Source organism: Pelatocladus sp. BLCC-F211 (genome assembly GCF_041928655.1).
Lineage (GTDB): Bacteria > Cyanobacteriota > Cyanobacteriia > Cyanobacteriales > Nostocaceae > Pelatocladus.
Genome location: NZ_JBHFLM010000171.1, coordinates 1 through 11897 on the forward strand (window position 1 = coordinate 1; position 11897 = coordinate 11897).

Genomic DNA, 11897 nt, shown 5'->3' on the forward strand with positions numbered 1-11897 from the left:
ACAAGGGAGACAAGGGAGACAAGGGAGACAAGGGAGACAAGGGAGACAAGGGAGACAAGGGAGACAAGGGAGACAAGGGAGACAAGGGAGACAAGGGAGACAAGGGAGACAAGGGAGACAAGGGAGACAAGGGAGAATAACCAATGACAAATGACACTAAAACAAAAAACCCCGATGCGAAACACCGAGGTGACGTAACCATGAGGAATCCAAATGTCGAGAGGAGATAAGAGAATTAATAAAAATTAACTTATGTATATAAATGTAAAGTATTTTGTTACAAATAGTCAATATCAGTTGACAAAACAATAGTAAATATATTTCATAACTCTAACTTATCAATGGAGAGATGACAGATGGATGAGGGAGCATCCCAAAATCACTGGGTCTTATTTCCATCTTAAGCAATGCTTAACTAACAAAAAACTGTCAGTTTGGCACTACATTAACAGGGAAACAAGACCCAGTATCAAATTGATGTGTTTACTTTAAGCGATCGCAATAGGGATTTTAGCGTCTACTACGATTTGGCACTAAGTTCATGTAATCAAGGTCAGCCGCACGAATGTTTTGAGCGTAGTTACCCTTAGCGTTGATTGAAGTTGCAATGTCAGTGAATTTACGTGGATCACCTTCAGCCAGTCGCCGTTCTTGGAATTTGCGGCTGTAGAATTTATCCAAGGTAAAGCGCCAATCGGTAGCAACAGTACCAGCACTTTCTTGGAAATCTTCGCCATAGCGAGGAGTTACCAAGTTGTGAGGACGATCTACAAAGCGCTTGCGTTGGTAGGGTATGGTGTTATCGCCAAAAGCTTCGGTGTACTCATTGCTGTCAACAATAGCATCAACGAAGCCACTAAAACCTTTGGTTCCAATGACAATTGACCAAGCAATTTCTTCTTGTTTGTTATAAGCACAACGACCCAACAAGCGCTTGAGGGTGATGTCCACCAGACGGTAGTTGTTGTTAACCGAGACAACCAAGCGGTAAAATGCCTCAGATTTTGCCAAACCACGAATGAAGTCGCGTACCGTCAGTGAGCCATTTTTCAGCTGAGATTCGATGTGCTTTTGGCGGTTGAACTTGAGAATCTCATGTTCGCTAAATACTTGACGATAAGCAGCCCAAATGATGTTTTCCATGTCAGTGAAAGAACTAACATCTTCTAGGCGATACACGTATGGAGTATCTTCATTTTGGTCAGCAACTCCAAAGCTTTTAACGCGATGATTTTGACTGCTGGGTTTGTATTCAAGTAATGGCAGTGCCATTTGCGATTTTCCCCTTTATTATCAACAAATTAAACAGAGTTAGCTCTTGAAAACTGAAGGAGGCTTGTTTAGCACAACCCTCTTTCATTTAATTTTCCCGCATTTGGTTTATAAGACAGAAGTATTTACAAACCAATTTAGTACAACCAACAAAGCGATCGCTCCGGATAATCCAACTATGACAGCTGATATTGCTCTCCAGTCCGCTTTTTGAGGATAGGGCGATGGATTCAAAAATCCGTACCATTCGGTATGATGTACCCAACTGGTCTGAACTATGCCCTTGTTGTCGCGATAATCTGCACCATAACGCGGGGTGAAACTGAATGGTCTATCTGTAGACATTCGTTTACGTTGATAGGGTACGGTATTGTCACCAAAGGCTTGTTCATACTCTTGACTATCAATCAACGCGTCTACAAATCCTCCCCAACCGCGAGTAGCGATTTGAATAGACCAAGCAATTTCTTCTTCTCGATTGTAGGGACTACGACCCAACAAACGTTTTAAGCACATTTCAACCAGCCGATAGTTGTTGTTAGCTGCAACTATTAACTGATAAAATCGCTCAGATTTTGCCAAACCACGAATAAAATCGCGCACCGTAATTGAACGGTTTTTCAATTGCGTTTCCAGAGCAATCTGACGATTAAATTGAAGAATTTCCTGTTCGTTAAAGACTTGGCGGTATGCTGCCCAAATTAGTGCTTCAATCTCACTACTAGAGTTCGCATTTTCAAGACGATAGAGATAAGGAGTATCGTCATTTAAATCTGCCGTTCCAAAACTACGAACCCTTTGATTTTGAGTAGTGGGTTTGTATTCATGTAGAGGTAGTGCCATACTTTATCCACCTTTTACATAACTTGGCATTTTAGAAGGTTCTTAAATTTACTTCTGATCAACTTTCCCAGTAAGCAAACTTTGAAACCTTCTAAACTGTGTTAACTAATTTTGGATTTAGCAGACCCACTCTTTTATTGTTAGTTGTTTGTTGTTATTTGTTAGTTGTTGGTTGTTAACCACTATCTACTAACTACTAACTACTAACTACTTTAACTTTAGCTTAACGCAGAGGAAAACTTGCACTAGAATTGATAGAAACAGGAATACCTTGCGGTTTTTCCTTCCGTGTGGTATCTGGAATTGTAATATTAGCAGTGCTAACTGGTGTGTAAGAAACTGTTTTGATATCAATAGACTTCGCCATATCCAAGAAGTTATTAATATCACCCCATTTATAGCGTTCAGTTTCTTGTTTATCACGCCAATAATTGCCGTAACGAGGTGTTACCAAATTAAATGGTCTGTCTTTATAACGACGACGTTGGGAAGGAATAGTATTATCACCAAAGTTGGTTTGATACTCTTGCGAGTCTAGCAAAGCATCAACAAAACCACTAAAACCTTTTGTCGCAATTACAATTGACCAAGCGATTTCTTCGTCTTTATTGTAAGAGGCGCGACCTAAAATTCGTTTGAGGCTGATTTCTACGATGCGGTAGTTAGAATTTGTCTCTACAACTAAGCGACGAAACGCCTCTGATTTTGCTAAACCACGGATGAAGTCGCGCACATTAATTGTCCGGTTCTTCAACTGCGACTCTAAATGTTTTTGGCGATAAAATTTAAGGTTTTCGTGTTCACTGAATATTTGTCTGTAACCAGCCCAAATTAATTCTTTGATTTCACTTTCAGTGGGGGAATCTTCTAAGCGATAAATTCTCGGAGTATCTTCGTTTGGTACTTCGTAACCAGGAACACGCTGGTTTTGAGAACTGGGCTTGTATTCGAGTAGAGGTATTGACATTGTTAATATCTGTCCTTTGTTATTTGTCTTTTGTCATTTGTTATTTGTCATTTGTTATTTGTCATTTGTTGTTTGTACTTTGTTTGATGACCAATGACTAATGACAATTGTACAGACGCGTAGACCAGGGTAAGAGCGGCTTCAAGGTAAGAGTATAATTGCGTCTCTACGACCAATGACCAATGACTATTAAGTTGTTTTGTTACCGGGAATATAACGATAAGGTAAAGCAACTTGTGTGGGTTTTACGGTTGGAGGTGGGGTGGTAGATTCGCGGGTGGTATCGGGAATCTGTACACTAGAGGCAATATTTCTGGCGCGATCGCTCGAACGTTGATATTCTGATCCACCTGGTGTAACACTGGCAGCCATAGCCAGGAAATTAGCTGGAATTGCTTGACGAATTCCTCGTTGTGCTGATTCTCCTGTACGCACAACTTGATAGAAAGAACGACCTCCAAAATATTGCTCAATCAAACGACCGCGCCAGTAATCGTTGTAGCGGGGATTGACCAAGTTAAAGGGTCGATCTTTGAAGCGGCGACGCTGGAAGGGTACGATGTCATCACCAAAGTTCTCACGGTATTCATCAGAATCTACAAGAGCATCGATAAAACCATGTAGTCCTTTGGTCGCAATCACAATTGACCAAGAAATTTGCTCATCTTTACCGTAGGTAGCGCGTCCCAAAAATCGCTTGAAGCTAATATCTACTAAACGGTAGTTAGAGTTAGTTTCTGCAACTTCATCACGGTAAACACTGGATTTACCCAATCCCCGGATGAAATCTCGGACGTTGATTGTTCGGTTACGTAACTGTGATTCTAGGAACGGTTGGCGATAGTTTTCTAAAATAAGGTGTTCACTGAAAATTTGCCGATAAGCTGCCCAAATAATCGCATCAACATCTGTATCGGAAATGGCGTCTGCCAAACGGTAAATTGCTGGTGTGTCTTCGTTAGGTACTTCGTAGCCTTCGACACGTTGATTTTGCGTAGTAGGAGTAACTTCAAGTAATGGTATCGCCATCTTTACTTTTACCTTTTTTAGGGGTAGTGGATAGTGGGTAGTGGGTAGTGAGAAAGATTAACAACTAACAACTAAAAACTAACATTTGCTTCTGAGCTAACTGTACCCTAGCGCGGATAGCATTTTCGGCGTCGGTAGCTAGTATTTCCGCAAATGTTTCTCGGATTGGCTGTTGCAGTTTAGGTATTTTCGCCAAGGCTTGTAAGCCGACGATCGCGGCGTAACGAATTGACCAATCTGCATCTTGGCAAATGAACAATAGAGTTTCCAATGCTTTAGCCTGTGCTGCTTGACGTTCTGGGATATCCAATTTATGAAAGCGCAGGCTTCCCAATCCTTTAGCTGCGGCGCGACGAACGCTAGGAGCAAAGTCAGTAGCAGCAGATGTCAGCAATATATCTAGGGCGCGAGGGTCAGCGATCGCTGCTAAGGTACGAATTGAGTAGGCTCTAGCACCATAGTTATAGTCATCAATTTGTGCTAACAACTGTGGAACCGCTACATCTCCCAATTCTGTTAACCCAGCGATTGCGGCGACTGCTGCGGCTGGGTTGTTATAACCAAATACAGCAATTAATGTCTCAATTGCTGCTTCATCTTTGGCTGCTGCTAGTTCTTGTACTGCTGCTAATATTCGCGCTGGCGAGTCTGCTTCTGTAACAGCGCGAATCAATTTTTGGGTGTTAGTCATTGGTCATTTAGTCATTGGTCATTAGTTATTAGTCATTAGTTATTAGTCATTGGTCATTAGTTACTAGTCATAAAACAAACAACAAATGACAAACAACAAATGACAATTGACAATTGACTATAAAAGTGAATCCATTAAGTTCATTAGCCGCATTGCATCCTCAGAAATAGAGGAAACATCTAACTCCTGTTGAAGTTGATGTTCTAGCAGACCTTTAAGGGCAATCAATTTAAAACTATTTTCAACCTTGGCGTTGGCGATCGCATCTGCTGCGGGCAAATACCCGATAGCACCTAAATCTCCCAAGACGACGCGGCGCATTTGGAGATTGTTACTGTCCAACTCTTGAATCAGACGCTCTCCATAGGAAGTGTCTTGTGTAAGTTGATACATTCCTCTTGCTGCTGCACACTGTACTCGCGCTACTGGATGTTCCAAGAAGGGTTCAATTAAGGAAATAGCCTCAGTTGCACCAATAGCTCCCAAGGCTTCCAAAACCGCTTCATATGGTTGGGTGAGATGAGGACGTCCCGGTTCTTGAACAGCAGCTGCAATACCACCGCTTAACAATTGCATTAGTGCTGGAGCTGCTGCTATATCTCCTAGCATTGCTAAGGATTGGGCTGCGGCTTCACGCACATAGAAATCAGAGCATTCTAAGCACCGAATTAAATGTGGTACGGCTCGAATATCACCCAATTTTCCCAATGCTCTTGCAGCATTACGGCGCAGAGGATAGCCTCCCATTTCTGTTGTGTCGGCTTCATCCTCTAAGGCCACAATCAGAGCATCTACAACTTCTGGATCACGAACACGGAACTTACCTAGCCACCAAGCGGCGTAATAGCGGAGACTTAAATCTGGAGATTTGAGGTTAGCGATCGCTTGCTCTTTTGTTAAGGGCGAAGCGTTTTCGGCAGAATATGTTTCTGCACTTAGTTCTATCATTGCCAAAGCGTTAGTTTGCTTCTGCTGTGCTTAAAGGCTCGATTTTGATAATTCTGCCGCCCATACGAGTAATTCGTTGCATTTCTTCATTCATGCGGTTGTATGGCACTGTCATGAATACGCTACCGCTATTGCGGATATCGTAGTTATTTCTGTCGTTTTCTTCGTTTTGTCGCAAGCCTACGACTTCATAACGAAACATCCGGCTGTTTGCACTAGAAATGCCATTAGCACCAACTGTGGTTTGACCGAACATTGTTGTGACTCTCCTGATAAAACTAGCTTTTGGGCAATTGTTTAGGAGTTAGAAAGTCGGAGCCAGAAGTTAAGAATTAGGAGTTAAGAATTAGGAGTTTGGAATTTTATACTTTCTTTAACTCATAACTCATAACTCATGACTCATAATTCTTAACTAATAACCCCTCATTCCTAACTGACCACGATTAATTACGCTGGGGTGATGCTGACAATTTTGCCACCTTGGCGTTTTATTTGCTCCATTCTGTCCAAAAGGCGTTCGTAGGGTACAACGACAGCGTAGCTGCTACGACGCACACTAGGGTAGCCAGGGTTGCGAAGTCCAGTTACTTCGATGCGATAAGAGCGATCGCCTTCTCCGACTGCATTACCCATGTTCTTTCTGGGAGTCACATCCGCAGTTGCACGGAATCCCCAGCTAGAGTTGGTGCCAGATGGTCCAACAATTGAGGAAGCGCTATTGGTTGCTAGTTCACGGGCTAGGCGAGTTTTTGTACCTTCTACCTGAGCGCGATCGCTATTAGCGTAACCCCGATACAAGCGAAACATTCGGGTAAAGCCAACTGTTTTCTGTCCGGTTTGGATCTCAAAACCACGGTAATAGGGGACAATATTGTCACCAAAGTTGTTGAGGTATTCAACCGAATCAATATATGAGTCAATTTCGGTATCGTACCCTTGGTTCTGGTACAAGTCTAAGTGGAAAATCACCTCAGACTCATCGTACGGCGCACGACCCAATAAATGCTTGTAGTTGAGTTCGATAAACCGGGTTTGGAAGCTGTTGTAGAAAAATTTATTCTTGTAGAGTTCTGACTTAGCAACGCTACGCACAAACTCTCGGACTGTCAAGTTACCATCCCGCAGGAGTGATTCTGCGCTTACAAGCCGTTCCGACGCCATGATGTAGTCATTACCCAAAAGCTGTCGGTATACGGCGCGAATCACCGCTTCTACATCTTCTCTGCTTGCATAAGGACGTAACTCAACTTTAGCCGCGTTGGTGCTGCTAAAAGCTTCTGTTCCTAGCCTGGATGCTGCTGCTGTAATCGGCATTTTTTTCCCCCTATTTATGTACACGCGGACTTTTGCGTGTCTGATAAATATTTTTTATCAATTCTCAGATAAAACTATGCCCGGAGCGAGATTCAACTGCTTGGTGATTCCACACAGCTGCATCCCTCTCCGGGCATTACGCTATCTAGCTCAGAGCGTTGATTGCGTAATCAATGTAGGTGTTAGCTTCGTTAGCAGCTTGACCGGACAAACCATGATTAGATTTGATGTGCTTGAGAGCTTCTACGTACCAGCTGGGGGACAATTCAAAAGCGCTGTTGATTTCAGCCAAACCAGCAATCAAAAATTCATCCAATGGGCCAGTACCACCAGCAACCAAGGAGTAGGTGATGATCCGCAGGTAGTGACCAACGTCACGAGCACACTTGGACTTACCACGGGAATCAGCAGCATAGTTAGGACCACTGGTTTGGGTGGTGTAGGGGAATTTTTGATATACAGCTTGAGTAGCGCCATCAATCAAGCGTTGAGCATTGCTGGTCAATGCACGAGCAGCTTCCATGCTAGCAGAAGCGCGTTCTAAACGGCCACGAACAGCTTGGAGTTCGGTGTTGCCTAGAAAGCGACCTTGGGTATCAGCAGCTGCAATTGCTTCGGTAATGGGTGTTTTCATGATCTTAAAATCTCCTTAACGTCCTTAACGTTTCGTAATTTTTTGCCGGGATACCTAACTTTTGGGTTCTGGGCTTTTTTGTTATGTTTTATTACGCAACAGCAGCAGCAGCGCGATCAAAGTAGCTAGCTACTTCAGAAATCAAAGCACTGCAATCACCCTTGGTGATTCCATTGGGGTCGTTAGCGACGTTGACAGCAGCTTCTTTCATTTTTTGAACACCAACTGCTACGGAAGAACCTGGAGTACCCAGAGCTTGGTAGGTTTCGCGCAAGCCATTCAAGCAACGGTCGTCAAGAACGCTAGCGTCACCAGCGAGGATCGCGTAGGTAACATAGCGCAAAATGATTTCCATATCGCGCAAGCAAGCAGACATACGACGGTTGGTGTAAGCGTTTCCACCAGGAGCAATCAATTGGGGTTGCTCTTCAAACAAAGCACGAGCAGCGTCGGTAACGATATCGGAAGCATTGCTGGTGATGCGGTTTACTACATCCAGGCGCTTGTTGCCGTCTTTAACCATATTGCCTAGAGCATCGAGTTGTTCGTTGCTCAGGAATTCGCCTCTGGAGTCAGCCTGAGAAACCACCTTGGCAAATGCGTCTAACATGGAAGATTCTCCTAATTCCTTAATTGAGTGCTGTCTTGATTAAAACTGGAATTGTTTTATCAATTTGGATTGGCCTATAACAGACATTAAACAAGAGTGTTTCTCTTTTGCTTTTCATTTTCCCTGTTCTGAAACAAAACCGGAAAAATGAGAAACTGGGGTGATTTTATGAGAAACTGGCAAACTTTACGAATTGAGTGCCGTCTTTTAGTTTTGCCTGTCGTTTAACCCCTCCAGCTTATGTTTATACAACGCTACAGGGGCATTATTTGTTACAAATTATGAATAAATGAGATATACCAATAAGAAAAGCCTCAAAAGCTTTACATATAAGGGCTTTAACTGAGAAGAAGTTGATTTTTTCGTAATATTACTTTACAAAATAGCAAGATCAGGCGCAACTTTTCTTTGCTTATATTTTCTTAAGTTTCCTTCAATTCTAGATATAACAATCTATTCAAGTTCTAGATGAATTTGATAGACATAGCTATATGTTAAGAATTTTTAACAAAAAAATTATAAAAATTGCCTCTAATTGCAGAAATTTGTCACAAAAGTTGGCGGGAATAACCCAACCATGGCTGAGGTGGGAGGGACAGCCCACCAACTTAGGGTATTGGGCATGGGAAAATCATCAGTATTTCAATTACCCATTACCCATTGCCAAAAACCATTTGTAGTTAATCTGGCAGATTTTTTGCAGTAGCTGTTGTAACACGCGATCGCACTACTTTATAAGAGCGTAGGTTGAAAACCCTGTGGAGTCGCCAATTAATGCTAAAGCTTGAATAATATACGCTTGCACGCCCTGATCAGCAGAACTACGAAAAGCAAGAATCAGTGGTTCTACGCTTGCAGGTGCTAATGGTTTAATTGCGAAATCAGTTCTTCTGTATTCACAAACTTCTGTGTATGCATGATTGTTAAAAATTGCAGATATAAAAGAAATTGTTGATTGTTAATATTATAAAATTAACTAGATATCAATCCCCGATTTATTGATGAAATCGAGGATTTTGTTGTTCAAAAAACCCTATCTTAAAGTTGAATTAATAAATCATCAATTGCCTGAAAACAGCAAAAATTTTAAGCAACGGCTGAAGCAGCGCGGTCAAAATAGCTAGCAACTTCAGATATTAATTGGCTGCAATCACCTCTAGTAATGCCATTAGAATCGTTAGCAATATTGATAGCAGCTTCTTTCATTTTTTGAATTCCAGAAGCTACAGCATCGCCGGGAGTACCAAGAGCTTGATAAAAATTTCTCATTTATAATTTTTATGATCAAAATATGACAACTCGTCGTCTTAAAACTTCAAGCAGAGTAGTTAACGTTTGAGGAATAGGTGCAGTAGCTTCAATCCATTCTCCAGAGGCTGGATGCTGTAATCTGAGTCGCCAAGCGTGGAGTGCTTGACCTGGTAAATTCACACCCACCGAACGGCCAGAACTATAAACAGGGTCGCCGACAATGGGATGACCCATATGGGCGCTGTGGACACGAATTTGATGGGTACGTCCGGTTTCTAATTGGAAGTGCATTAATGTATAGTTGCCCAAACGTTCTAGTATTCGCCAATGAGTAACCGCAGGTCTTCCACCTTTTTCTGTTGAGACAACAGCCATTTTTTTTCGGTCTACTGGATGACGACCGATGGGTAAGTCAACTGTACCGCTTTCTGTTTTTGGAACACCGTAGATTACACCTAGATATTCTCGTTGGGCGGTTTTAGCTTTAAGTTGTGCTTGGAGATGTTGATGAGCAAATTCGGTTTTTGCAATAGCGATCGCCCCTGTTGTATCTTTATCTAGTCGATGCACAATTCCCGGACGCTGCACACCACCAATTCCCGGTAGGTTAGGACAATGGGCTAAAATGGCGTTGACTAAAGTCCCATCTGGATGACCGGGTGCAGGATGAACAACTAATCCTGCTGTTTTGTTGAGAATTAATATGTGGTCATCTTCATAAAGGATATCTAAGGGAATATCTTCTGCGGTCAGTTCGAGTGGTTCAGCTGGGGGAATAGTGACAGTGATGCGATCGCCCAGTCTCACAGTTATCTTTTTGGATGTACAGACTTTGCTGTTGAGTTGAATCTGACCCTGTTCAATTAACTGTTGGATGCGGGAACGAGATAGGTCTGTTAATTGCTCAGTAAGATAACGGTCTAAGCGTTCTCCCGGTTCTTCTACTTGTAAACTAATTTCGGTCACAGTGGTATTGGTCTAATCTCCAGTTTTTGTAGTTTAGCTTTTCTGGAGAATAGTAGAATGTTTTTTGTATTGGTTGACGTTACTATTTTAACCAATTGTTATCAGACATATAGGATTCCTATTTGATTGTTTAAAAAAACTCAGTACACTTTCTGTTAAGAGTTCCCTGTTCCTTGTTGCCGATCTTCACAAGTAAGTTCATAAATCAAACCGGATTCCTATAGAAGAGACATCTCCGAAATAGTAATGTTCTGTGGTAAAAGAATATAATATAAGTCTTTTTACACCAGAATTATGAGTTCCGTATTGGAGCACATCGAAGCGAATCCTCAAGAAACCCAACGATTAATTGGTCTGGGATACCCTGAACTACAACAATTAATTCAAAACGCCGAACAATTACACTATGAAAAACAAGCGACCTTAGAATCGAAGAAAATTAGAATTATCTCCGGTGGAGGTGGTCGTAAACCAAAATTATCCATAAAAGAACAAATAATTTTAACCTTGGTTTATCTCAGGCATATGACCACATTTCAACTTCTTGGTATCCAGTTTGGGGTCAGTGAATCAACAGCGAATGACACATTTAATTACTGGTTGCCGATGCTAAGAGAATTGTTACCATCTAGTTTACTTGAACAAGTAAAAAAAAACGATTTAGATTATGAAGTTGTCAAAGAAATACTCACGGAATACGAACTAACTGTTGACAGCTATGAACAAGTCTCTTAAAGACCTGGCGATAACGATGAGCAAGAAAAATATTATTCTGGTAAGAAGAGTAATCATACATTTAAAACTCAAATGATCATCTTACCAGATGGTAGAGATATCGTTGATATTGTGGCAGGTGAACCTGGTCCGAAAAGCGACATAACTTTGTTCCGAGAATATCGCTCACGCTTTGACACAAAACAAAGATTTAAGGGAGATAAGGCTTATCAGGGAGAAGATTTGATTGAAACTCCACTTAAAAAACCGAAAAATCGAGAATTAACAGCCGAACAAAAAGAACAAAATAAAGAGTTTTCAGCCAAGCGAATCTTTGTTGAACATCGAATTCGCTCTGTAAAAATATTTCGAGTTGTCCAAGAAAGATTTCGGTTAAATCCTAAAAAGTATGAACAAGTAATTTTGACAATTTGCGGAGTAGTAAGATTACGAATTGGGGCACTTATATTACCAGCAGAAATAAACGCGATCGCATGATGTGAAAATGAACGCACACAACCACGTTTTTTTGTCTGATTATTAACAACAAATATCTCAAATCCCTATTCTATCGTATAAACTAGCCTGATTACGAAACTGGCGATCGCACCCTATAAGCTAGTTACAGAGATACTTAGGCAGTTTTTGGAGATGTCTA

General features: G+C 41.6%; 12 protein-coding genes and 3 pseudogenes. 2 read left to right on the forward strand and 13 right to left on the reverse strand.

Features of this window, described 5'->3' with window-relative positions:
* Positions 1-510 precede the first annotated feature (510 nt).
* From ACE1AT_RS21220 to ACE1AT_RS21280, 13 genes and pseudogenes are all read right to left on the reverse strand, one after another.
* Positions 511-1272 (reverse strand): phycobilisome rod-core linker polypeptide, encoded by a 762-nt coding sequence (locus ACE1AT_RS21220; RefSeq protein ID WP_374871920.1) that lies wholly within the window; start codon positions 1270-1272, stop codon positions 511-513.
* Positions 1273-1380: 108 nt separating this feature from the next.
* Positions 1381-2115 (reverse strand): phycobilisome rod-core linker polypeptide, encoded by a 735-nt coding sequence (locus ACE1AT_RS21225; RefSeq protein WP_374871922.1) that lies wholly within the window; start codon positions 2113-2115, stop codon positions 1381-1383.
* A gap of 223 nt (positions 2116-2338) precedes the next feature.
* Positions 2339-3082 (reverse strand): phycobilisome rod-core linker polypeptide, encoded by a 744-nt coding sequence (locus tag ACE1AT_RS21230; protein ID WP_374871924.1) that lies wholly within the window; start codon positions 3080-3082, stop codon positions 2339-2341.
* Between the two features lie 189 nt (positions 3083-3271).
* Positions 3272-4111, reverse strand: coding sequence for a phycobilisome rod-core linker polypeptide (locus ACE1AT_RS21235; RefSeq protein WP_374871926.1), 840 nt, complete (start codon positions 4109-4111; stop codon positions 3272-3274).
* Between the two features lie 64 nt (positions 4112-4175).
* On the reverse strand, positions 4176-4802 hold the full coding sequence (locus ACE1AT_RS21240) for a HEAT repeat domain-containing protein (protein WP_374871928.1): 627 nt from the start codon (positions 4800-4802) through the stop codon (positions 4176-4178).
* Between the two features lie 117 nt (positions 4803-4919).
* The gene (locus ACE1AT_RS21245) at positions 4920-5750 is read right to left on the reverse strand and encodes a HEAT repeat domain-containing protein (protein ID WP_374871930.1); all 831 of its coding nucleotides are present in this window, start codon (positions 5748-5750) and stop codon (positions 4920-4922) included.
* Between the two features lie 10 nt (positions 5751-5760).
* Entirely contained in the window at positions 5761-6006 is a 246-nt protein-coding gene (locus ACE1AT_RS21250; protein WP_017310594.1) for a phycobilisome linker polypeptide, read from the reverse strand.
* Positions 6007-6197: 191 nt separating this feature from the next.
* Complete coding sequence (locus ACE1AT_RS21255) at positions 6198-7064, reverse strand: phycobilisome rod-core linker polypeptide (protein ID WP_374871933.1); 867 nt, start codon at positions 7062-7064, stop codon at positions 6198-6200.
* Positions 7065-7209: 145 nt separating this feature from the next.
* Complete coding sequence (gene cpcA, locus ACE1AT_RS21260) at positions 7210-7701, reverse strand: phycocyanin subunit alpha (protein WP_374871940.1); 492 nt, start codon at positions 7699-7701, stop codon at positions 7210-7212.
* 88 nt (positions 7702-7789) lie between these two features.
* Positions 7790-8308, reverse strand: coding sequence for a phycocyanin subunit beta (locus ACE1AT_RS21265; RefSeq protein ID WP_374871935.1), 519 nt, complete (start codon positions 8306-8308; stop codon positions 7790-7792).
* A gap of 751 nt (positions 8309-9059) precedes the next feature.
* Positions 9060-9185: pseudogene (locus ACE1AT_RS21270) on the reverse strand (HEAT repeat domain-containing protein); the annotation flags it as partial.
* Between the two features lie 209 nt (positions 9186-9394).
* Positions 9395-9577, reverse strand: a pseudogene (locus tag ACE1AT_RS21275) (phycocyanin subunit beta); the annotation flags it as partial.
* A 15-nt stretch (positions 9578-9592) separates the two neighbouring features.
* Positions 9593-10525: an RluA family pseudouridine synthase gene (locus ACE1AT_RS21280; RefSeq protein ID WP_374871937.1), complete on the reverse strand. Its 933-nt coding sequence runs from the start codon at positions 10523-10525 to the stop codon at positions 9593-9595.
* A gap of 294 nt (positions 10526-10819) precedes the next feature.
* On the opposite strand from ACE1AT_RS21280, the gene ACE1AT_RS21285 reads away from it, so the two are divergent.
* Together ACE1AT_RS21285 and ACE1AT_RS21290 are read left to right on the forward strand one after the other, a co-directional pair.
* Positions 10820-11260 (forward strand): transposase family protein, encoded by a 441-nt coding sequence (locus tag ACE1AT_RS21285; RefSeq protein ID WP_374871939.1) that lies wholly within the window; start codon positions 10820-10822, stop codon positions 11258-11260.
* 60 nt (positions 11261-11320) lie between these two features.
* Positions 11321-11737: pseudogene (locus tag ACE1AT_RS21290) on the forward strand (transposase family protein); the annotation flags it as partial.
* Between the last annotated feature and the right edge of the window lie 160 nt (positions 11738-11897).

Coding starts and splice junctions, on each gene's coding strand:
- ACE1AT_RS21220 (WP_374871920.1), bottom strand. CDS start 1,272: ATGGCACTGCCATTACTTGAATACAAACCCAGCAGTCAAAATCATCGC.
- ACE1AT_RS21225 (WP_374871922.1), bottom strand. CDS start 2,115: ATGGCACTACCTCTACATGAATACAAACCCACTACTCAAAATCAAAGG.
- ACE1AT_RS21230 (WP_374871924.1), bottom strand. CDS start 3,082: ATGTCAATACCTCTACTCGAATACAAGCCCAGTTCTCAAAACCAGCGT.
- ACE1AT_RS21235 (WP_374871926.1), bottom strand. CDS start 4,111: ATGGCGATACCATTACTTGAAGTTACTCCTACTACGCAAAATCAACGT.
- ACE1AT_RS21240 (WP_374871928.1), bottom strand. CDS start 4,802: ATGACTAACACCCAAAAATTGATTCGCGCTGTTACAGAAGCAGACTCG.
- ACE1AT_RS21245 (WP_374871930.1), bottom strand. CDS start 5,750: ATGATAGAACTAAGTGCAGAAACATATTCTGCCGAAAACGCTTCGCCC.
- ACE1AT_RS21250 (WP_017310594.1), bottom strand. CDS start 6,006: ATGTTCGGTCAAACCACAGTTGGTGCTAATGGCATTTCTAGTGCAAAC.
- ACE1AT_RS21255 (WP_374871933.1), bottom strand. CDS start 7,064: ATGCCGATTACAGCAGCAGCATCCAGGCTAGGAACAGAAGCTTTTAGC.
- ACE1AT_RS21265 (WP_374871935.1), bottom strand. CDS start 8,308: ATGTTAGACGCATTTGCCAAGGTGGTTTCTCAGGCTGACTCCAGAGGC.
- ACE1AT_RS21285 (WP_374871939.1), top strand. CDS start 10,820: ATGAGTTCCGTATTGGAGCACATCGAAGCGAATCCTCAAGAAACCCAA.